This window comes from Paraburkholderia sp. BR10923 (assembly GCF_040948765.1).
GTDB lineage: Bacteria > Pseudomonadota > Gammaproteobacteria > Burkholderiales > Burkholderiaceae > Paraburkholderia > Paraburkholderia youngii.
Window position 1 is genome coordinate 1 of the sequence record NZ_JBFPKO010000013.1, and the last position, 22,256, is coordinate 22,256.

General features: G+C 64.0%; 17 protein-coding genes, 1 tRNA gene and 1 pseudogene. 7 read left to right on the forward strand and 12 right to left on the reverse strand.

Annotated elements, in window-relative coordinates; all coding sequences use genetic code 11:
* The 3 genes from AB3X94_RS23115 to AB3X94_RS23125 all read left to right on the forward strand — a co-directional run.
* On the forward strand, nt 1-126 hold a 126-nt coding region (locus AB3X94_RS23115), incomplete at its 5' end, for an Hsp20/alpha crystallin family protein (protein WP_368612921.1).
* Between the two features lie 68 nt (nt 127-194).
* A tRNA-Lys gene (locus AB3X94_RS23120) sits at nt 195-267 on the forward strand.
* Nucleotides 268-427: 160 nt separating this feature from the next.
* Nucleotides 428-610 (forward strand): hypothetical protein, encoded by a 183-nt coding sequence (locus AB3X94_RS23125; protein ID WP_368592935.1) that lies wholly within the window; start codon nt 428-430, stop codon nt 608-610.
* Between the two features lie 50 nt (nt 611-660).
* On the opposite strand, the gene AB3X94_RS23130 is transcribed toward AB3X94_RS23125, so the two are convergent.
* From AB3X94_RS23130 to AB3X94_RS23145, 4 genes are all read right to left on the reverse strand, one after another.
* Nucleotides 661-2,412 carry an ATP-dependent DNA helicase RecQ gene (locus AB3X94_RS23130; RefSeq protein WP_368612825.1) on the reverse strand — a complete coding sequence of 584 codons (1,752 nt, stop codon included), beginning with the start codon at nt 2,410-2,412 and terminating at the stop codon, nt 661-663.
* 376 nt (nt 2,413-2,788) lie between these two features.
* Nucleotides 2,789-3,754, reverse strand: a complete 966-nt coding sequence (locus AB3X94_RS23135; RefSeq protein ID WP_368612826.1) for an aliphatic sulfonate ABC transporter substrate-binding protein — start codon at nt 3,752-3,754, stop codon at nt 2,789-2,791.
* Between the two features lie 4 nt (nt 3,755-3,758).
* Nucleotides 3,759-5,087, reverse strand: coding sequence for an LLM class flavin-dependent oxidoreductase (locus AB3X94_RS23140; protein WP_368612827.1), 1,329 nt, complete (start codon nt 5,085-5,087; stop codon nt 3,759-3,761).
* A 204-nt stretch (nt 5,088-5,291) separates the two neighbouring features.
* Nucleotides 5,292-6,095 (reverse strand): gamma-glutamylcyclotransferase family protein, encoded by an 804-nt coding sequence (locus tag AB3X94_RS23145; RefSeq protein ID WP_368612828.1) that lies wholly within the window; start codon nt 6,093-6,095, stop codon nt 5,292-5,294.
* 256 nt (nt 6,096-6,351) lie between these two features.
* Here AB3X94_RS23145 and AB3X94_RS23150 point away from each other — a divergent pair, with 256 nt between their 5' ends.
* Nucleotides 6,352-6,840 (forward strand): NUDIX domain-containing protein, encoded by a 489-nt coding sequence (locus AB3X94_RS23150; protein ID WP_176110738.1) that lies wholly within the window; start codon nt 6,352-6,354, stop codon nt 6,838-6,840.
* A gap of 88 nt (nt 6,841-6,928) precedes the next feature.
* On the opposite strand, the gene AB3X94_RS23155 is transcribed toward AB3X94_RS23150, so the two are convergent.
* Both AB3X94_RS23155 and AB3X94_RS23160 read right to left on the reverse strand, forming a co-directional pair.
* Nucleotides 6,929-8,287, reverse strand: a complete 1,359-nt coding sequence (locus AB3X94_RS23155; RefSeq protein ID WP_368612922.1) for a 2-hydroxycarboxylate transporter family protein — start codon at nt 8,285-8,287, stop codon at nt 6,929-6,931.
* A 583-nt stretch (nt 8,288-8,870) separates the two neighbouring features.
* Nucleotides 8,871-9,152, reverse strand: a pseudogene (locus AB3X94_RS23160) (DUF3579 domain-containing protein); the annotation flags it as partial.
* A 704-nt stretch (nt 9,153-9,856) separates the two neighbouring features.
* Between AB3X94_RS23160 and AB3X94_RS23165 the strand changes: the two are divergent.
* The 3 genes from AB3X94_RS23165 to AB3X94_RS23175 all read left to right on the forward strand — a co-directional run bounded on the left by AB3X94_RS23165 (nt 9,857) and on the right by AB3X94_RS23175 (nt 13,777).
* Nucleotides 9,857-10,984 (forward strand): porin, encoded by a 1,128-nt coding sequence (locus tag AB3X94_RS23165; RefSeq protein WP_368612829.1) that lies wholly within the window; start codon nt 9,857-9,859, stop codon nt 10,982-10,984.
* 107 nt (nt 10,985-11,091) lie between these two features.
* Nucleotides 11,092-12,717, forward strand: coding sequence for a methyl-accepting chemotaxis protein (locus tag AB3X94_RS23170; RefSeq protein ID WP_176110742.1), 1,626 nt, complete (start codon nt 11,092-11,094; stop codon nt 12,715-12,717).
* Nucleotides 12,718-13,159: 442 nt separating this feature from the next.
* Nucleotides 13,160-13,777, forward strand: a complete 618-nt coding sequence (locus AB3X94_RS23175; RefSeq protein WP_368612923.1) for a LysE family translocator — start codon at nt 13,160-13,162, stop codon at nt 13,775-13,777.
* Nucleotides 13,778-13,835: 58 nt separating this feature from the next.
* Here the strand turns inward: AB3X94_RS23175 and AB3X94_RS23180 are convergent, their stop codons facing one another.
* From AB3X94_RS23180 to AB3X94_RS23205, 6 genes are all read right to left on the reverse strand, one after another.
* Entirely contained in the window at nt 13,836-15,845 is a 2,010-nt protein-coding gene (locus tag AB3X94_RS23180) for a hydantoinase B/oxoprolinase family protein (protein WP_368612830.1), read from the reverse strand.
* A gap of 29 nt (nt 15,846-15,874) precedes the next feature.
* Nucleotides 15,875-17,914: a hydantoinase/oxoprolinase family protein gene (locus AB3X94_RS23185; RefSeq protein WP_368612831.1), complete on the reverse strand. Its 2,040-nt coding sequence runs from the start codon at nt 17,912-17,914 to the stop codon at nt 15,875-15,877.
* A gap of 116 nt (nt 17,915-18,030) precedes the next feature.
* Entirely contained in the window at nt 18,031-19,359 is a 1,329-nt protein-coding gene (locus AB3X94_RS23190) for an NAD(P)/FAD-dependent oxidoreductase (protein WP_368612832.1), read from the reverse strand.
* A gap of 55 nt (nt 19,360-19,414) precedes the next feature.
* Entirely contained in the window at nt 19,415-19,759 is a 345-nt protein-coding gene (locus AB3X94_RS23195) for a cupin domain-containing protein (RefSeq protein WP_018435672.1), read from the reverse strand.
* Nucleotides 19,756-20,748: a M14 family metallopeptidase gene (locus tag AB3X94_RS23200; RefSeq protein ID WP_368612833.1), complete on the reverse strand. Its 993-nt coding sequence runs from the start codon at nt 20,746-20,748 to the stop codon at nt 19,756-19,758. The genes AB3X94_RS23195 and AB3X94_RS23200 overlap by 4 nt, the downstream gene beginning before the upstream one ends.
* 2 nt (nt 20,749-20,750) lie before the next feature.
* Nucleotides 20,751-22,229 (reverse strand): NAD-dependent succinate-semialdehyde dehydrogenase, encoded by a 1,479-nt coding sequence (locus AB3X94_RS23205; protein WP_368612834.1) that lies wholly within the window; start codon nt 22,227-22,229, stop codon nt 20,751-20,753.
* Between the last annotated feature and the right edge of the window lie 27 nt (nt 22,230-22,256).

Genomic DNA, 22,256 nt, shown 5'->3' on the forward strand with positions numbered 1-22,256 from the left:
TTCTCGATGAACGCCGACTTCGATGCGTCGAAAATCGAAGCCAATCTGAAGGACGGCGTATTGAAGCTGACGATACCGCGCCGCGACGAAGCGCGACCGCACCGGATCGAGGTGCGTACCGACTGAACGAACCATCGACATCGGCCAGCACCGACGCCAGGATTACCCCGCAGCGGGTGACGATCTGGCTGGCCGGGCCGTTAGCTCAATTGGTAGAGCAGCGGACTTTTAATCCGTTGGTTACTGGTTCGAATCCGGTACGGCCCATACGAGTTCCAGCTATCTGGCGCAGACGACAGGCAATACGCGCCTGCTTGCGAGTGCGAACTTCGTGGCGATGAAACGTCTTGCGTGCCCGGGCATCGTCCATGCTGAGTGATGTTCACGCGCGGCATCACGCGCCGTGTGACACTGCAAGGAGCAAATCATGACGACCCAGCAACAACAGCCGAAAACGCCGAAACCTGCTGACGCCGACACGGGCAACGAAGGCACGTTCGAAACGGACATTTCCGAATCCGGCGATGACGGCACGAACGTGCGGCAAGCAGAAGTCAAAGAAGAAGACCTGTCCGAAGTGAAGCCATCGCAGGAAAAGGGCGGCCAATGACGATGCGCACAGCGTCTCGCGTGTAGAACTTTCCGTCGCGTTGCCGCGCATCACGCGATCTCGGCCTTCACGAACCGCGCCAAGAAGGTGCGGGTCGTGCCATCGGGAAACAGCACCGCGACCTGTTCGTCGGTTGAAAACACCACATGGCCCGAGCCGTATTTGCGCACGCGGACCGGGTCGCCGCGGCCGAAGCGCGCCTTCCTGCTGGCGTGGCGCGGCGGCCGCTTATCGTCGGCGGCGGTTCGTTGCGCTTCGAGCGTCGCTGCGAGCGGGTTCAGGCAGTTGTCGCAAGTGCCGCAGCGCTCGAATCCCTGCGCATCGCCGAAATATTCGAGCATCACGCGCCATCGGCATCCGCCGGTTTGCGCGTAATCGATGATCTGCTGGAGTGCGTCGCGATCGCGCGTCGCGAGCTGCGCATAGCGTTCGACCGCAGCCTCGATCGCGCTGTCCTCGGCGCTATCGCGGCCACGCTCGCGTAGTCGATATCGCTGCAGCCGGCTGCGCGATACGTGCCCCGAGTCGGTCAGCATCTTCAGCGCCACGGCGAGCTTGTTGCGCCCCACGTCAGGCACCGCGTCGAGCAGCTCGCGCGCCGTCACGCCAGAAGCGGGCGCTTTCGCGCGCTGCGCGAGTACGTCGCAGATCCGCCGCAGCAGCGCAGCGTCGGGATAGCGGCCCAGCGCGAGAAACTGCTGCACACGCCGATCGTTCAGATCGAACAACAGCTCGCAGCGCGCGACCTTCCCGTCGCGTCCCGCGCGTCCGCTTTCCTGGTAATACGCATCGATGCTGCCGGGAATCTGGTAATGGACGACGAAGCGGATGTCGGGAATATCGACGCCCATCCCGAACGCGTTGGTTGCGATCATCACGCGCACGTCGCCCGACACGAAACGCTCCTGCGCATCGTGCCGCTCGCGCGCGGACATACGGCCGTGATAGCAGGCGGCGGCAACTTCCCAGCTGCGCACCGTCGCCGCGAGTCGTTCGGCTTCGCGCACGGTCGCCGTGTAGACGATGCCTCGGCCGGATTCGCTCGCGAGCAGCGTGCGCAACGCGTCCGTCTTCGCCTCTCTTGCGCGCGTCGATGCCCGCTGTCGTCCGCCACCCACCGACACCTGCGTCACTCGATAGTGAAGGTTGTCGCGATACACGCCAGTGTTCACGATGCGCGGCTCGTGAAGGCCGAGCGAGCGCACGATGTCCTCGCGGATGTCCGGCGTCGCCGTCGCGGTCAGCGCGAGGATTGGCGGCTTGCCGAGCGCCTTGACCGCATCGACGATGCGCAGGAACGCCGGGCGAAAATCGTGGCCCCACTGCGATACGCAGTGCGCCTCATCGACGACCACGAGTTTGATGCGCTGGCGCGAGCCCGCCTGCAATGCGTCGATCAGCTCGGGCCGGGTCAACTGCTCGGGCGTGACGAACACGATGCCGCGGCGCATGCCGCGCAACGCTTCGTAAGCCTCGCGCAGCTCGGCAGCCGGCACCGCGCTATTGATCCGCCAGGCGTCGATGCCGGCCTCGCGCAGCTTGTCGAACTGGTCTTTCATCAGCGCGATCAGCGGCGACACGACGAGCGTCCAACCATCGAGGTGCAACGCCGGCAACTGGTAGCACAGCGATTTGCCGGCCCCCGTGGGCATCACGGCGAGCGTGTCGCGCTGTTCGAGCACGCTGCGGACGATGTCCCGTTGGCCCGGGCGCAGCCGGCTGATACCGAACACCTCGCGCAGCGTCCTGCGCATTGCGTTCAGGCGGGCAGACGTGTCGCGCGTGGTGTCGGTGTCAGTCATGAAGATCGGGTTCGCCGGTCGGCCTGGGGGTGCAGCTAGTCAGCCAGCGACGTAGCAACCACCGTACCTCGACGGGGCGACGCGGGCGGGATCGCCCAGGTGTTGAAGATCCGCGGCGCCTGGGGCAACAATGCGCAGCCCGTCACCGTCACCGCCAACGACATCGCGACGTTGCGCAGCGAATTGCACAAATAGCCGGAAGCCGCGCGCGGATCATTCACTAGCCGACGCACTGATATGCGCGATCAACGGATAGTGATCCGACGCGATTCGCGAAAGCGCCGTGCGATGAGCTTCGCCAGTTCTGCATCCACGCGCAACCGGCCCCCGCGGACACGCTTACCCAGCCGATTCGTCGATGATCGCGTGACCCCGACTACCGGATATCGACGATGGCTTCGCGTACGTCGATCTTGCGCGGGATGACGTGCTCGCGATAAGCGAGATCGGCGCAGTCCTGCTGAGCCTTGACGACTTCGTCGGTGAGCGGATAGTGGACGCCCCATTCGAGCCGCGGCAGCGCCCGCGTCCAGATTTCCAGCCGAACACCCGTGTTCTGCGACAGGAACTGCGCCGTCTGCGCGGGATGCGCCAGTTCAAGCGCCGTTTGCCGGTCGAGCACATCGAACAGCAGACGCAACGCGGCGGGATAACGCTGCGCGAACTCGCGCGAGCCGATGTAGAAGCCGTACTGCGGCACCGACAGTTGCCCGATCGACAGAATCGTGCGCGCGCCCGTCGCGAGTTCCGTATCGGCATAGCGCGGGTCCGGCACCGCCCACGCATCGATGAAGCCGCGCTCGAACGCGGCGCGCGCGTCGCTGTAGTTCAGATAAACGAACTGGACTGCCGACGCCGGCAGTCCCGCATCGGCGAGCGCCTTCAGCACGAACAGATGTCCTTGCGAGCCCTTTGCGAAGGCGATCTTCTTGCCCTTCAGATCTTCGATCCGTCGCGCGGGCGAGTTCGCCGGCACGATCAGCCCGTAGCTCTTTTGCATGCGCGGTGCGGACGCGACGTAGACAACGCCGGGCGCGGCGCCCGCCTGCGCGAGGATAGGCGGCGTCGCGCCTACTGTGCCGACGTCGACGTCACCGGTGTTGATCGCTTCGACGAGCGGTGCGCCATAGACGAACTCCATCCACTTGACCGCGACACCGTGTTGCGCAAAAGCTTTTTCGAGTTCGCCGGATGCACGCAACGCGACGAGCGGATCGCCTTTCTGGATGCCGATGTTGATGGTCGCGGGCCAGGTGGCGTCGGCTTGAGCCGGGACCTGATAGCCAAAGCAGACGACGAGCGCCGCGAACGTTCGCCACCACAAGCCGCGGAGTGGACGCATGGTGTCAGTTCTGGAAATACGGGTTGGCGGGCCGGCCGAGTCCGTAATGGCCGCGCAGCGTATCGGCTTCGTATTCGCGCCGGAATAGCCCGCGCTTTTGCAGGATCGGCACGACATGATCGACGAAGATATCGAGCTGTGCCGGCAGCACGGGCGGCATGAGGTTGAAGCCATCGGCCGCGCGGCTCTCGATCCAGTCTTCGATGACGTCCGCGATGCGCTCCGGCGAACCCGCCACCGTGAAGTGGCCGCGCGCGCCGGCGAGCTGGCGCAGGAGTCCGCGCAGCGTCGGCCGTTCGCGCGCGACGAGATCGGTGATGACGGCGGCGCGGCTTTGCGCGGCCTGCACCGTCGAAGGGTCGGGGAAGTCGTCGCGCGAGAGCGGCTGATCGAGCGGCAATGCGGAGAAGTCGTACCCGCCGAAGCGGTTCGACAACCGGCTCAGGCCGACTTCGATATCGGTCAGCGCATTGAGTTCTTCGAGCAGCGTGTGAGCTTGCGCGTCGGTCGGGCCAATCGCCGCGCTCAGACCTGGGAGGATGACGATGTCGTCCGCACGTCGGCCGGCGGCAATCGCCCCTTGCTTGAGTTCGGTGTAGAAATCCGCCGCTGATGCCTTGCTCAGATGGGCGGTGAAGACCGCTTCCGCATGACGGGCGGCAAACGCCTTACCGGTCGCCGACGAACCCGCCTGCACGAGCACTGGTCGTCCTTGTGGCGGGCGCGGCAGATTGAGCGGACCGGCGACGCGATAGAAACTGCCTTTCCAGTCGATGCGCCGCACTCGTTCTCGCTCGAGGAAGCGTCCGGTTTGCGGGTCGTCGATGATCGCGTCGTCGGCCCAGCTGTCCCACAGCGCCTTGACGACGCCAACGTATTCGTCGGCGCGCGCGTAGCGCTCGGCATGCTCGGGCGCACGCTCGTAGCCGAAGTTCGGGCCGGCGCCTCCCACCCACGAGGTGACGATGTTCCAGCCAATGCGCCCACCCGAAATATGATCGAGCGACGCAAACTGGCGCGCCAGATTGAACGGCTCGGTGTATGTCGTCGATGCCGTCGCAATCAGGCCGATGCGGGTCGTTTCGCGCGCGAGCGCGGCAAGTGCCGTTATCGGTTCGAGTGCGCCGCTTGCGACGTAGCGCGCACTGTCGCCGAGTTCGAGTGCATCGGCGAAGAAGATCGAATCGAAGCGGCCCGCCTCGGCGCGCTTCGCAAGATCGGCGAAATAGGTGATGTCGGTCAGGGCCTTACGCGTCGCGCCCGGATGGCGCCAACCCGCTTCGTGATGACCGCGGCCGTGAATGAACAGATTCAGATGGATAGGGCGGGGCATGGGCGAACTGGGTCCTGCGTGTGCGCAGGGACGCGACGACGATGGAGCGACTCATTCTATTGCGGCTCTCCGGCGCTTCAAACGAACAAAGTCAGATATCGATATCAATGCGCGCCCGGATGCGGGCGGAACGCGCGCGTTGTGCGGCAACTCTTTGTGTTTGAGCTATTTGGTCGCATTGATGCCCGGAGGGCGGTACCCGGTCTAGCGACCGTGATTCACCAGAATGCACACGGGACTTTTGCGTTTGGCGATCGCGGCGGCATAGTCCTCGGAGAACGCCCGCTGCGCGAAGCAAGGCGCCGAGGTCGCGAGCACGGCATCGACCTGCGCATATTGTTTGTTGAACACCCATGGCCGGCGTGCGAGCGTGCGGTCGTCGAGCCAGTAGGGACTCCAGTCTCGGGTCGTCTCGATGACCTCGCGCGCGAATTCCGGCCCGTACTCTAGCGCGCCCTCGATAACAACATCGATATACGACTCGACGAGCGGGAATTTCGCGTCAGGCACCGGAAGCCCTTCTCCCGGCGCTTTGCCTTGGGCCTTCGGCACGTAGACCCAGACAGTTCCCTGCGTCGGCAGCGGCTGCCACGACACCGCCTCGATAAGCGCCCGCGGCACCTCGACGCGCACGTATCCCTTCTCGCGCTCGTCGAACGCGGACATGTCGTTGCCGGCAACGGGATAGATCACTCCATTGATCGTCATCGGCGTCTCGCCCTCGAACGGACGCCGCAGGCCGAGCGCCGTGAACCCGGAGGATGCGCGGTCGCTCCAGCTGCGCACATAGCCGAACGCCGCCGAGACGCGCACCGGAATCGCCGCAATCGGCTTGCCGGCCGTGGCGGCGCGCGATGGCGTGTTGATGAGCGATCCGTAGCCGAAAATGAACTGCGTCGGCTGATCGGGAAGACGCGTTCCCCAGAAGTCGGTGGTCTGCGCGTGCGCTGCCGAGCCAAGCAGCACTAGCGATACAACGAATCCTCGAATCTTTGCCATCGCCGACATCGTCATATCTCCGTCCAATGCGTTACCGCAGATGATCGCTTCAGCCAGGGCGCCCCCGGCAAACGCGCGCGCCTGGCCTCAGGGTCGTCCAACCGGATTTCCCAGCCAACTGAAATCAAACTGGCGGCAGGACCGACGCACGGAGCGATTCTAAGTCGAAAGCGTCCTGTGCGAGCCGGCACGTACAATCCGGTAGATCCGGACAGGTGACGCGCAACGGAAGATCTTTCGACAATGACAGGAAAGGACAGACCCGATGCCGAATTCTGAGCGCACGCGGCTGACTGCGCTGATCGACTCTGTCTGGCGTATCGCGTTTCGCCTCGGATTTCCGCTCGCCCGCGCGTGGTGGCACTTGCGGCGGCCTCGCCATGAGGGCGCGCTAGTCGCTATCTACGTCGGCCAGTCGCTGTTGCTGCTGAAGTCATCGTACCGTGCCGAATGGGGGTTCCCGGGCGGCAGCGTCCGGGCCGGTGAGACACCTGCTGCCGCGGCGCTGCGCGAGATGGCCGAGGAGATCGGGCTCGCGTTTCACCCGTTACTCCCGGCAGGCAGCGCAGCCGGCGAGTGGGATGGGCGAAGGGACCGGGTGCATTTCTTCGAAATGCGCGTCGATCACTTGCCCGAACTGCGGCTGGATCATCGCGAGATCGTCGCCGTGCATCTGGCGTCGCCGCAGGAATTGCCCGGCTTCGCGGTGACAGGCGCGGTCGCTGCGTATCTCCGCAGGGATGTGCGCCGCTAGCCGAGCCGCCCGGCGCGCGGCCGGTGTGACGCCGGACCCCGCGCGATGCGCGTTGCGCGACCATCGCGGGGCCATGGCCAGTAACGCGTCATCCGATATGTGCGAGCACGATCAGCGTAAGAGTGACGACGATAGCGCCGCCGATTCGCGTGGCGATCTGCGCGAAGGGCATCAGTTGCATCCGGTTCGCCGCGGTCAGGATCGCGACGTCGCCTGTGCCGCCCTGGCCGCTATGGCATGCATTCACGATCGCCGTGTCGATCGGGTAGAGCTTGAGCCGGCGCGCAACCAGAAAGCCGGTGCCCATCAGTGTCGCCACGGTCGCGACGATCGTCACGATATTGGCCAACGTGAACGCGGCGATCAACTTGTCCCATGGGGTCATGGCGACGCCGATCGCGAACAGCAGCGGATATGTCACCGCGGTCGAAAAGAACTTGTAGACGACGAATGCGCCTTCCTGCAACTGCGGCGAGACCGCACGCGCCAGCTTGACCAGCACCGCGAGGAACAGCATGGCAACCGGTGCGGGCAGACCGAACAGGTTGCGGCACATCAAGCCAAGCAGGTACAGCGTGATCGCCGTGATGCCGGCCGCCGCGATATGCGTCACGTCGATATGACCGCGAATCTCCTCCTCTTCCGGGTCCATTTCGTCTGTCTCTCCGGGCTGCAGACGCCCCTCGCCGGTGAGATGGGGAAAGCGCTTGCCGAGCATGTCCAACGCGCCAGCGAGCACGATGGCGGTGAGGCTGCCGAGCATCACCGGCGGCAACACTTGTGCAAACAGCTCGCCCTGCGGCAGATGCATGATTTCCGAATAGCCCACCGACAGCGGAATGGCGCCTTCACCGACACCCCCCGCCATGATCGGCACGACGATATACAGCAGCGTATGACGCACGCCGAGTCCGAATGCCGAGCCGACCGCGATACCGACGATGCATGCGGCCAGCGAACCCAGCGCGAGCGGCACGAAGATCTTGAGAAAGCCCTTGATCAGCACGCGCCGGTCCATGCTGAGAATACTGCCGACGATGATCGACGCGATGAACAGATAGAGGAAATTGCTCTGCTTCGTGAACTCGGTCGTGAGGCCGAGAACTGGCTTGGGCAACAGGTGATAGTAAGTCAGTGCGGAAGGCACGAACGTCGCACAGATCGCGGCCGCGCCGATATTGCGCAGAAGCGGCAGGCGCTTGCCAAGTTCCGCGCAGGTGAAGCCGAAGAACGCCAGCACGGCGATCGCCATTGAAATCTCACCCGGGATCTTGCCCGTCACCGCGAACCCGGTAATTAGCGCGAGCAGAATGAAATAGACCGGCAGCGGGATGATGCCGATTCTGTATTCCATCAGCTTCCACCAGCCTTCGGGCCAGAATCGAGTGACGTTGTCGGACCGCTGCGCGGCCGCCGCCGGTGAGTGCTTCGGCGTAGGTGAGGTGATGGACAAAATACGACTCCTTGATTTGATGCCGGGAATGTATGCCGGCGTCGCGTTTCGATACGGTCGAAGTGGTATCCGATGAGGGAACGGAACCGGAATGACAAAAAGCCCCAGGCTGAAAGGCGCACGCGCGCTTACCCAGGCAATACGCCATGCCGGATCGAACAACGGATCAACTCGGAATTATTTGCAATGCAGAGCTTCTGCATCATCCGCGTCTTGGGTTTGCTGATGTCTTCGCGGTGAGAAGACTGCCGAAGCTTGCTCCCGGGCGGTTGCGTCATCAACGCCGAGCCACACCTGTCCGTCGCACCGCGCGCAAATGGCCAGCTTTCTCGCATGCGACGCGTCCGGACGAACTACGCTCCCGCGGTATCCGCATGCTGCGCATGCGTAGGTGTAACGTACTCCAGTGAGTGTCTCCATGAGCCTTCTCCTGGCGGTCGCATCAGCCGCTTGACTCGGTAGCAACGGTAGCGGCGGTTGGAACCGGCAACTCATTCATCCGATCCTTTGCCTTGCTTCCAGATGTCTGCCGCTCAGGTTGCGGATCTCGTCCGGGCTTATCGTCCAGCGCGCGGCAGATATCGACCATCAGGTCGTTGTCGCTGGCGAAGCGCATCACAAAATCAAATCCGTCCGGACAGATACGTCGCAATTCGTTCGAGATACGTAGGCATTTGATGTCCTGCTCCACGACCGGCATCGCAAGCCGTGTGCTGGCTATAGGGTTGCCTGCGCAGCGTTCGCCTACGAACAGTGTAACGACTCCCGCGAGGCGCTCGGCCCAGTCGCCTGGCCGGAAGAGCTTGCGCTGCGACGTCACGCCGCGGATCAGGTGGTGTTCGATGCCATCGGTAGTCATGTTGCGGCTATCGCGGCATGCGCGTCGTCAGGTAGCAGGTATAAGCACTGTGATTGCGTGAGCTCGTCCAGCATCGCGTTCCGGCGTTGAAAGCACGATGGGGTCCCCGCAATCGATGATGCAATTCTAGGAGCGCGGAACCTTCTGAACGCTTTCAGCCACTGCACGTTCCGATGGGGGTTTTCCATGAGCAAATCCGCAGGCCATTTCATGGAAATCCCCTAAATGCAGGTCCTGACCGTGAAAGCCGGGAGAAGGGTTGGCGCTCCGACAATCCCGCCACCGACGCAATCGAAGTTGAGTGTGTCTCGTCATTGCGGTGGCTTCCAGCCTGTTGTTCAGCCTTGCCTCGCGGCACGCGGCACGCGGCAGCCGCGGAGAGCGGCAGATCACGATCGTGGTGGGCAGTATCACGAAGCTCACCAGGAATTGGGCAGAACGTATACGAACGAGTTTGTGAGCTCGAAACAGGTCAAGGGCGTCCTCGCCTCATCACAAGAGGAATCCGAATGATCGGTACAAGCGTCGTCGTGTATATCAGTAAAGCCACTGTGTTGCATAAATGACACGGGAAAGGAACGTGAAGGATTTGGATGACTAGCATGGCCAACATTCGCATACCGAACCGGTTGCAGGGACCTTGAGACGCACGCAATCGTGTGCAGGGAAAACACAATTTCAACACAGTAGTCTGAGGAGACAACTTGAAGACGAAATATCTTTCGCTGGCCGTCGCGGTCAGCGCACTTGGGGCAAGCGGCGCGCACGCGCAGTCGAGCGTGCAGCTTTACGGGCTGATGGATCTGAGCGTGCCGACTTACCAGTCCCACGCGGATGCCAACGGGAATCACGTCATCGGCATGGGCATTGGGGGAGAGCCGTGGTTTAGCGGCAGCCGCTGGGGCATGAGGGGCGCCGAAGACATTGGTGGCGGTTCGAAGATCATCTTCCGACTCGAGAGCGAATTCGTTGTCGCCAACGGTCAGATGGAAGATCCGGGTCAGCTGTTCGACCGCGATGCGTGGGTCGGTATCGAGAACGACACGTTCGGCAAAATTACGGCAGGCTTTCAGAACACCATCGCACGCGATGCTGCGGCGATCTATGGCGATCCGTATGGCAATGCGCGGCTGACGACGGAAGAGGGCGGCTGGACGAACGCCAACAACTTCAAACAGATGATTTTCTACGCGGCCAGCGCAACCGGCACGCGCTATGAAAACGGCGTCGCGTGGAAGAAGCTGTTCGACAATGGCATCTTTGCGAGTGCAGGTTACGCGTTCGGCAACCAGACGAGTTTCGGCACCAATGCGAATTACCAGGTTGCACTGGGCTATAACGGCGGCCCGTTCAGCGCGTCGGGCTTCTATAGCCACGTGAACCGCCAAGGCAACACGAACCAGTCGTTCTCGGTCGGCGGCAACTATGTGTTTGGAATTCTGCGTGCCAACGCCGGCTACTTCCGTTATCTCGGCAATCAGGGCGCGCTGGGTCAGCGTCAGGATAACGCGTGGACCGTGTCGCTCAAGCTGTCGCCGAAGGGTCCGCTCGATTACCAGCTCGGCTATCAGCAGATGCGCGTGAAGAATGCCGCGTATAACACCGACGGTGATATTCCGAATGCGAACATCGGCGCATTCGACCCAACCTCGGGCTTGCACGACGGTTGGAAGGAAACGCTGTATTGGTCCGCGTTTTATCATCTGTCAAAGCGCACCGAAGTGTATCTGGCCGGCGACTATATGAGGCTGCATGGCGGCTACACGGTCGGCACCACGTTCGGCGCGACGAACCAGCTCGAACTGACCACGGGTGTGCGTACTCGATTCTGATCGGGAAACACGGCCTCGCAGCGCATCCGTTTCGATTGACGTTCTTTAGCTAGCGGTCGCGGACTTTTCCGCGGCCGCTTTTTCATTTCAGCAGGCGAGGGAGAGGCATGTTCAGCAATACGTCTATCAGAACCGCGCTCACCGTGACCATCGCCGGCTACACAGCCGCGTTGATGTTCGTGATCGCGATATCCGTCGCCGGTTTGAAGGCCACGAACGGGGCGCTCGAGAAGATGTACGCCGAACAGACCGTTGCGATGCGCCACCTCGCCGCGAGCGGCGAGGCGCTTCAGAGCGTGCGCGTCGATCTCGGCGCCTACGAAACGCTCGTGGCACAGGGAAAGCCCACTGATGCGGTGCTCGCTCGCGTCCATGCCGGGCTTGCGGACAGCGATCGCGAACTGGCGGCCTATTTCGCGCAGCCTGCGTCGGACGACGACGAGAAGGCGCTGACCGACGCGCTGCGCGCAAAGCGCGAGCAGTTGCTGAAACAGGTGCTTCTACCTGAAGTCACTGCGCTCGACCAGAACGATTTCATCACCTTCCGGAGCACGGAACGGCAGGCGCCCGATGCGGTGTTCAGCGACTATAAGCATGCCGAATCTGCGCTCGAAAACTTCCAGATGAGGCACGAGGAAGCACGCTTTACCTCGGCCCAACAGCACTTCCGTTTACTGTGCTGGGTGTTCGCCGCAATCGGGCTGGTCGCGCTGGTGCTTGGCGTCTGCACGCGCTTCATGGTGAAAGCAGCGATTCTTCGACCTATCGACGCGGTAATCGAGCACTTCGAACGAATCGCGGCCGGCGACCTCACGGGACAGACCGGCGGCGTGCGCGCCAACGAAATGGGGCGCCTGATGGCCGCGCTGGCCCGCATGCAGCAGAGTCTCGTTGCCGCGGTCAGTCAGGTTCGTTTCGGCACGGCGGCAATCGCACAGGGTGTGCGAGAGATCGCGAGCGGCAATGCCGATCTGTCGGCGCGCACCGAACAGCAGGCGGCGACGCTGGAGGAGACGGCCGCGAGCATGGAGGAATTGACGGCGACGGTCAGGCAGAACGCCGACAACGCGCGCGAGGCCAATACGCTCGCTGAAAACGCGTCGCGAACCGCGGCACGTGGCGGCGAAGTGGTCGATCAGGTGATCGACCTGATCGCCGACATGTCGTCGGGCTCGAACCGGATCGTCGACATTATCGGCGCGATCGAAGGTATCGCCTTTCAGACCAACATACTTGCACTAAATGCCGCCGTGGAAGCCGCGCGAGCCGGCGACGAAGGACGAGGATTCGCCGTGGTGGCGGGTGAAGTGCGTGCGTTGGCGCAGCGCTCGGCGGCCGCGGCGAAAGAGATCAGGGAACTGATCGTCAGTTCGGTGGCGAAGGTCGAGAATGGGTCCGAACTGGCGATACGCGCCGGCGCGACCATGTCGGAGATCGTTGGTGCTGCGCGCAACGTGACCCGTATCGTGAGCGAAATCAGCGTGGCTTCGGAAGAACAGTCACGGGGCATCGAGCAGATCAGCCGCGCGGTCACGCACATGGACAAGGCGACTCAGCAGAATGCCGCGCTCGTCGAGCAGGCTGCGGCTGCCGCGGCATCGCTCGAGGAGCAGGCGGCCGCGCTCGACGGCGCGGTCGCGGTGTTCCGGACGAGCGAGCCGCTCGTGTCTTCCGGCGAGCCAAGCGGGAAGCGGCCGGAGCGGGTTGCCGCACTTTCGCCCGCGTGCGCATGACGATGCGCACGCCATCGCAGCGCAACCTGTGCGGTAATTGAAGATCCAACTGCACGACAGTGACGTGCGTGGAGGTGCAACATGGACACTCGAGCGATGCTGCGCCGCATTGCGACCGGTTTGCTTGCCGGCATGGTTCTCTTCGGCTTAAGTGGTTGCAATGCGTTGAGCGGGCCGCCCGCGCCAGAATGGCCGGGCCCTCACGCACCGTATCCGTTCCCCGGCGATGTCCCGCATCGAACGCAGTGATGACGAGCACAGCCAACCTCGGCGCTTGCCTGTCAATGCCCGAGGCCGGGAAACGCAATCCAGTACGGCGGCAGTGTGTTGATATGCGACGAGCCCGCTTTCAGCCCACAGCCGCCATTCGTGAATTGCTTCAGAATACAAGCCGATGAAGCAATTCCACGTTTTGTACAAGCACATTTCACTGAGACTACCAATGGTTGATTGGTCTGCTATCGCGATCGTCTTTTCCGTGTATGCGGCGGCTGTCGTCATACCCGGGCCGAACTTTGTCGCAGTCACTCACAAGGCGGTCGCCGGCAGACGCTCCGATGCGCTTGCGCTTGTCGCCGGGATCGTGACGGTGAATCTGTTCTGGGCGACTTGTACCATCCTTGGTATCGGAATGGTGTTCGCTATTTTCCCGTGGCTCGCTGTCGGCGTTAGGCTTGCTGGCGCGGCCTATCTGATCTGGTTCGGGCTGCGGCTCGTTGTGTCGGCACGGGCGACCCCCTTGGGAGCACGTCACCCAACGAAGGCGCCTCTGTTTCGTGCCGCGTTCCTGCAAGGTATCGCGACAAATATCGCGAACCCGAAGTCCATCGCCTTTTATGCGGCGGTCTTTTCCTCAGCGGTGCCCACCCACGTTTCCATGCCGACGTTCTTCGCGATGCTTGCTACTGTCGGTGCATCAGCGACGTGCTGGTACGGAGCAGTCGCGCTCGTTCTATCGCACACGGTGATCGCGACGGCGTATCGTCGCGCGAAGGCATGGATCGACCTCACCTGTGGAGGGCTCATGATTGCGCTGGGAATCCGGCAGGCATTTCGTTGACAAAGTGCCCGGCGCAGCCCATCTGAACGGCCGCTTTGCGTGTGGGCGACCGTCCCTGCTATGCGGCTCGCTGCGCTTCGAGCAATTGCGGATATTTGCCCGCGACCTCGCGGAAGATGTCGCTGATCGACTGCCCGCCTGGACTAAGACGGCCGTCGGCTTCCCATGCATCGAACGCGTCGAAGATCTTGTGCTTCAGGAAGTGCCGCCACACGACCGGCACACCGGCCAGGATTTCCGTCAACACCGCGTAGCGCTCGCGCGTCCAGCGCGCTTCATAGGCGGTGCGCGCCGCGCCGTAATCGAAGTGCGCGGCCGGCGTGCGCGGCGCGTTCGCCTGGAGTTCGGTGCGCCGCGCAGCGGTCGCTTCCATATCTGCTTCGCCCGCGCGCAGTACGACGCCGTACAGCGCCAGCGCATCCGCTTCGCTCAGATAGCCGCGCGTCACGTCGGTCGCGACCATCCGCGGATCGCGCTCGTACGGGTTGCCATAACCGCCGCCGCCGCAGCCTTCGAGGCGGATCACGTCGCCTGGGTCGCACACGACCAGATCGGTCACGCCAAGGTTCTCTTCCTGCACGGTGCCCGGGTTGCGCGTGAAGCGCGACGTCGATCCCGCCTTGCCGCCGAGCACGCCCCACGACGCGAAGCGTGAGCGGTCGCGATTGCGCGCGGTCACCAGCGTGCCCGGCGAGAACACGCGGAACTCCATCACGGTGCCGAGTCCGCCGCGATAGCGTCCCGCGCCCGCGCTGCCCGGCACCATGCCGTACTTCAGGATGCGGATCGGCACCTCTGCTTCGTTGATCTCGACCGGCGTGTTGCGCAGGAACGCGACGTTGGCGCCTGACGCGTCCGAGCCATCGCCGTTGATCATGCCGCCCGCGCCGCCGCCGACCGGACCGATTGCCGCGATCACGGTGCGTCCGTCGCTATCGACGGTGCGCACGTTCAGAATCGACATGCCGCCGGCCGGGCACGCGGGCAGCCGGTCCGGACAGACCATCGAGAACGCGCCGAACGTGACGTTCTGCGCAACCTTGCAGGTCAGACTGCGCATGCCGACCGCGGCGGGCGGCAGGCAGTTCATGATCGTGCCTTCCGGCAGCACACAGCGCGCGACCTTCAGCATGCCCGCATTGAGCAGCAGATCCGGGTGCAGCGAATACAGCACGTAATTGAGCCCGACGAGCGCGAGCACGTGCCGCTCCTTGCCACCGGTCGGCATGTTCAGCGACGAATTGAGCTGCGGGTCGCTGCCGGTGAAATCGAGCACCAGCGATTCGCCTTGCACTTTCAGATTCAGCGCGACGCGCAGCGGCTTGCCGTTGACCGCATCCTCGTCGGCGTACTCGGCGAAGAAATATTCGCCATCCGGCATGCCGGCGACGATCGCCCGCGCCTGCTCTTCCGAGTAGTCGATCATCGCGTGCATGCCGGCCTTGAAATCGTCGATGCCGAAGCGTTCGATGATTTCCAGCACACGCCGCTCGCCAGTCATCAGCATCGCGATTTGCGCCTTCAGGTCGCCGCGATTCTGCTCGGCGGCGCGGACGTTGATCGCCATATGGTCGAGCAATGTCTCGTCGAGCACGCCCGCGCGCACGATCCTGGTCGGCGCCCAGCGAATGCCTTCCTGATAGATCTCGGTCAGCGTGCGCGACAGCGACGCGGGCACCGCGCCGCCCATGTCGGTGTTGTGGATGTGCCCGCCGACGTAGCAGACGATCTCGCCGTTGTAGAACACCGGCTTCCACATCATCACGTCGGGGGTGTGCGTGGCGACGTAACCGCTGTACGCGTCGTTGGTCATGCCGATGTCGCCCGGCTCGTAGTGATCGATCGCCTCGATCACCGAGCCGAAGTCGAGGCCCGGATACCAGGTCGCGCCGAGCGTTTTAGGCGACGCGAACGTGAGCCCTGCGGGCGTCATGATCGTGCAGGAGAAATCTTCGGTTTCCTTGACGAACGCCGAGTGCGCGGTGCGCATCAGCGTGTGGGCCATGCTTTCCGCGGCCGCGACGCAGTAATTGGCGAAGATCTGTAGAACGGATCGATTGAATGTCATGGTCTGGTCCTTCGGATATCACTGGCGCTTCACTGAGCCGACAGCAGCAGGTTGCCGTATTCGTCGACGACGGCTTCGAAGCCCGGCAGCACGCAGGTCGTCGTGTCGTCCTGCGCGATGATCGCGGGGCCGTGAAAGCGATGACCGGCGAGCAGCACCGAGCGGCGGTACAGCGGCACCTTGCGCCAGGCGCCGTCCAGATACACGTCGATCAGCGCCTCGACGCGCGGCGCGCCTTCGCCGAGCGCGATCTTCGGCATCTCTGGCTTCGGTGTCGGCAGGCTGATCACGAGGCGCAGCGCCACGACCTGCACGGGCGAACTCGCGTCGCTGTGGCCATACAGCCGATGATGCTCGCGGTGGAACGCGGAGCCGATCGTCGCGATGTCGCCGTTGCGAATGGCTTGCGAATCGAGCGGTGTGTCGACTTCGAACGATTGGCCGCGGTAGCGCATCTCGGCCGAGACGAGCATTTCCGCGCCTGCATCGGAGCCGGTTTCGTTGATGATCCACTCGCGCGCCTGCGCTTCGAGCGTCGCGAGGTCGCCGGCGAGTTTGTCGAGCGAAGCGGCGTCGAGCGGATAGTAGGTGGTGCGCACGAAGTCGTTCTTCGTATCGGCGATCAGGCCGCCCAGCGCGCTCAGCACGCCCGGCGTGGTCGGCACGATCAGATGGCGCATGTTCAGCGCGCGCGCAAGGAAGCCGCCGAGCATCGGGCCCGCGCCGCCGAACGGCATCAGCGAGAATGCGCGCGGATCGATGCCGAAGCGCGACACGATACGGCTCACGCCGCCGTACATGCCGGACACCGCGACGTCGATGATCGCGGCCGCCGTTCGATGCACGTCGATGCCGAGCCGTTGCGCGAGCGGTTCGATCGCGCGGCGGCTCGCTTCGACGTCGACCTGCACCGCGTTATAGCCGAGCGACGCACGGCCCAGCACGCCGATCACCGCGAACGCGTCGGTGATGGTCGGGCGTGTGCCGCCGCGGCCATAGCAGACCGGACCCGGGTTCGAGCCGGCGCTTTCCGGACCGACCTTCAATACGCCGAAATCGTCGACCCATGCGATCGAGCCGCCGCCATCGCCGATCGACGAAACCGACACCGACGGGATATGAATCTGGAAGTCGCCGATGTACTCGCCGGTCGCGTACTGCGGTTTGCCATCGACGATCAGCGCGACGTCGGCCGTCGTGCCGCCGATGTCGAGGCTCATGCAGTCCTTGATCTTGCACATGCCCGCCAGATACGACGCGCCGATCACGCCCGCGGCGGTGCCCGACAGGATCATCTGCACGCAATTGCTCTTGCCGTGCTCGGCGCTCATCACGCCGCCATTCGACTTCGTCACTTTCAGGTCCGCGCCGACGCCGCTTTCGGCAAGTGCGGCCTGCAAGCGCGTCAGGTATTGCGACACGCGCGGCTGCACGTAGCCGCCGATCGTCGCGGTGACCGTGCGCTCGTATTCGCGGATGATCGGCCACACTTCGTGCGAACACGATACGAAAAACCCGGGCGCCGCTTTCTCGATGATCGCTTTGACCTGCTGCTCATGCGCGGGATTGCGATAAGAATGCAGCAGCGAAATCACCACGCCTTCGCAATGCGCCGCCTGCAGCGCTTCGAGCGCGGCGAGCACGCTCGCTTCGTCGATCGGCGCTTCCTCGGTGCCGTCGGGGCGCATGCGGCCATCGACGCCAAATACGCGATCGCGCGTGATGAGCGGTTCGGGGCGCCTCGACATCAGGTTGTACATGTCGGGGATCTTCAGGCGCGCGATATCCAGCACGTCCTCGAAATGGCGCGTCGTGATCAGCGCGAGGCGCAAGCCCTTGCGTTGCACGACCGAGTTCACGCCGACCGTCGTGCCGTGCGTGAAGTACACGACTTCGTGCGGATCGATGCCGAAGCGTGTTTTCAGGCCTTGCATGCCGTCGATCACTTCGCTGCCCGGCGAATCCGGCCGCGAGAACACTTTCAACGTGCGCGTGGTACGCGTCTCGTCGTCCAGCACGGCGAAGTCCGTAAACGATCCGCCGATATCCACTCCAATTCTCAAGCCCATTGCCGTCCCTTTAGGTAAGCCTCGCAGACCATTCGCGTCTGCGTCGCGTCAACGACTCTGATTCCCACAGCGATTTGGTGAATGAAAAAGCAGCCTTTGCAGCGCAGCGCGGGTCGTCACATCATCTCGGGACTCGTCAGCCGGGTTCCATCGCTAAAGCGCGTCAACCGGTAGGGCTGAATATCGATCCCGGTTGCGTCATTGGTCACGATGCGGCTAACCAGCATGCCGGCTCCCGGTCCTAACCCGAAGCCATGACCGCTGAACCCGGACGCGATCACGAGGCCGGGCGCGCTGTCCACCCGCGACATCACCGGCACCAGATCGGGCGTCGTGTCGATCGCGCCGGCCCACGCATGCGCGACACGCAATCCCGACAGCTCGGGAAACACCGTCGCGACGTTTTGCAGCGCACGGGTCGGCCACTCGGCATCGGGCACAGGATTCAGAACCCGCGTTAGCTCGAACGGCGAGATGTCGTCGTTACGCCAGTCGGCACTCCCTTCGGGGCCGCCGAAGAACGGTTGCGCGATCCGGAACTTGAGCTTCTTGTTGAGTTTGCTGCGGAACATCTTGCGAAACTTGACCGCGTGCCGCAGGTTCTGCGGCGCGATTTCCATGCGTCCGTAGCCGGGGACCGCGATCGTATAGCCGCCGTCGAGCCGCCGCCTCATCGCGAAGTTCGGGCCGGAGAAGCACCCGTCTATTACGGCCGGCGCTTCGGCCGTGCGCAGCGCGGTGCCGATCACGTTGACCGCCGGCAGATCGATGCCATGACGCCGGCAGAAGAGGGCACTCCACGCGCCGCCGGCCAGCACGACGCTGCTCGCGCCGATCAGGCCGCGCTCGGTCCATACACCGGAGACACGGCCCGCGCTGATATCGAGTCCGCGAACCGCGCAGGTCTGATGCACGCGCGCGCCGAGCCGTTGCGCGCCTCTTGCAATGGCGGGCGCCGCTTTCGACGGCTCGGCGCGTCCATCGGAATGCGACCACACGCCGCCTGCCCACTTCGCCTGACCATTGGGAACGCGCGCCGCCAGTTCGCGAGCCGACAGCAACTGACTATCGAAGCCGAGCGCACGGGCCTTGCCGAGCCATGTTTCCCATTGCGCGACGTCCGCGGACTGCTCGCTTCCGTACAGGATGCCGGCTCGCCTGAAGCCGATGTCTTCGCCGAGTTCGTCGCTCAACTCGCTCCAGCGCGCGAGGCTTTGCATCGCGAGCGGCAACTCGTGCAGATCGCGGTTCTGCTGACGCACCCAACCCCAGTTGCGTCCCGATTGTTCAGCGCCAATGATGCCTTTCTCGAGCAGCACGACCGATACGCCGCGCCGCGCAAGCTCGTAAGCGGTGCTGACGCCGATAATGCCGCCGCCGATCACCGCGACGTCACAGCGAGCGGGGAATCCGTCGCTATTCGAAACTTCGTCGATTCTTAGCATGTTCGAGCCACCATGATGGATGTGAGCGGCGATTACCGGGTGCGTGTGGCTGCAGTCAAAAGATCACGTAGATCTTGCGCAGCGTTTCGTCGATGTTCCAAAGCCCTTCGGTGTTGGCTTCGAAGAACAGCGTGTCGCCGGCGGCGAAGCGGATCGTGTCTTCTCCGTCGGGTGTGAAGGTGCCGCTGCCCTTGATGAAATGCATGACCTCCGCCTGCTTGACCGAGCGCCTGTAGGTGCCGGGCGAGCACTCGAACAGCCCGGTGTCGACCGCGTCATGACCCGGAATCACGTACTGGCGTCCCGCTACGCGTGACGGCTCGGTGCCGGGCAGGCCGGCGGTTCCCCAATCCTCGAGGGCGGTGACTTCCGCCGCTTGCCTGATCTGCTGGACTTTCATGTGGTTTGTTCCTGTTGGCGTGTGCGCAGGTCGATACGGCGTTCGATCCGGCCTAGCCGGACCACGGTGACGCCGGCGCGCAACTGGCGCAGCGACGGCATCACGAGCATGCAGTCGTCGTACGGCGTCGCGACCGGCTGGCCATCCGACCAGGCGATCACGGTGCCGGCGTGCTCGAACGTTTCGAGCCCGGTGTAAGGCCCCGCGAAGCGGAAGTCCATGCTCTTTGCAACGACCGGTTCGGTCACGCGGACGATGCGCATTTCGTCGGGCAGCGGCCTGATCCAGCCGGACGGCAGATCCGCCGCGTCGACGATGCCCGAGAGCAACAGAAAACGCGCGGTGCAGTCGCGCGCGACCGTCACCGCGCTGGCTTCCCAATGCTGGCCGCATTCGATCAGCAGCGCGTTCTTCGCGCTCGCGTCGTCGCCGAAGCCTTCGTAGTCGCGCATCCGGCGGCCTTCGGGATGGCCTTCGTCCTGGATCACCGTGGCGGGCGCGCCGAGCCGCTCGGCCAGTTCCGCGCCTTTGCGCAGCGGGCCCGCGACGATCAGCGGCGCGCTTTTTTCATGCATCGAATGCAGATCGAGCAGCAGGTCGACCGTGTCGATCACCGGCCGCATCGCGCGCGCACGATCGAGTTCGGACGAGCGCGCTGCAACGTCGTCGAGTTTCGCAGCGGTCCATACGCGGTTGAAGTCCTGATCGACGAAGCGCGCCTTGTCGGGCGTTGCCGGATCGAAGCGCGCGTAGGCGGCGACGTTCGCGAACGACAGCGTGAGCTTGCCGCGGCGCGGCCGCAGCCCGCCGCGCAACAACGCGTCGACGGTGATCGCGCCGCACACTTCGTTGCCGTGCGTCAGCGCGTTGATCATCACGTGCGGCCCGGGTTGGCCGGAGTCGAACGTGTGCACGTATGCGATGCCGGTATTGCCGTCGGCGTGCGCCGAGATGTCCGGGAATTCGACTTCGATCGGATAGGCTTGCATGTTTACTCCAGTCCTCCCTGACACAGATACTTGATCGACAGATAGTCATCCAGTCCGTACTTCGATCCTTCGCGACCATAGCCGGATTCCTTCACGCCGCCGAACGGCGCCGCCTCCGAAGCGAGCGCGCCTTCGTTGATGCCGACGATACCCGCTTCCAGCGCGCGCGACACGCGCTCGATACGGCGCATGCTCTCGCTATAGAAATACGACGCGAGCCCGAACGGCGTGTCGTTCGCGGCCTGCACCGCTTCCTGGTCGCTGTCGAACGGGAACAGCGGCACGACCGGGCCGAAGGTTTCCTCGCCGCACAACGCCATCGACGCCGTGGCGTTGCCCAGCACCGTGGGCGCGTAGTAGTGCGGTCCCAGCTCGGTGAGCCGCCGTCCGCCGGTCAGCACGACCGCGCCATTCGCGAGCGCGTCGTCGACATGACGCGCGATCTTGTCCACGGCCCGTTCGTTGATCATCGGGCCGATCTGCGAAGCGGGATCGCTCGCGGGGCCGACCCGCAGCTCGGCCACCTTCGCGCACAGCAGCGCGGAGAAATGCTCGTAGACGCCGCGCTGCACGTACACGCGGTTCGGGCACACGCAGGTCTGCCCGCCATTGCGGAACTTCGCGGCGAGCAGGCCATTGGCCGCGGCATCGAGGTCGGCGTCGTCGAATACGATGAAGGGCGCATTGCCGCCGAGTTCCAGAGAAAGCTTCTTCAGCGTGCCTGCCGATTCACGCGCGAGGTGCTTGCCGACGGGCGTCGATCCGGTGAACGTGATCTTGCGCACGCGGCTGTCGGCGAGCCATTCGCCGACCGTCTCCGCCGCGCCGGCGCGCGAGGCCGAGATCAGATTGAGCACGCCGGCTGGCACGCCCGCCTCGTGCGCCAGCATCACCAGCGCGATGGCGGTGAGCGGCGTGTCTTCAGCGGGCTTCGCGACGACCGTGCAGCCTGCCGCGAGCGCCGGCGCGATCTTGCGCGCGATCATCGCGAGCGGAAAATTCCACGGCGTGATCGCGGCGACGATGCCGATCGGTTCCTTGATCGCACTCATGCGTTTGCCACGCTGCTGCTGTGGAATCAGATCGCCGTAGATGCGGGTGGCTTCGTCGGCGAACCACGCGACGTACGACGCGCCATAGCTGACCTCGCCGCGCCCTTCCGCGAGCGGCTTGCCCTGTTCGAGCGAAATCAGCGCGCCGAGCGCGTCGCGATTCGCGACGATCAGCGCGTGCCAGCGGTGCAGCACGGCCGCGCGTTCGCTCGCGAGCCTTGCACGCCATGCGGGCAGCGCCTTGGCGGCGGCGTCGGTGGCGGCGCGCGCGTCGCTGGGACCGCTGTCGGCCACCTCGGCGATCAGCTTGCCGGTTGCCGGATCGGTGACCGCGAAGCGGCGGCCGCTCGCGGCCGCGACCCACTCGCCGTTGATGAAGTTGTCCGTGCGGATCAGCGCGCGGGCCTGTTGTTCGAGATTCGTGCTCATCTGAGGTTTCCAGTTCGGTTGGCCTGC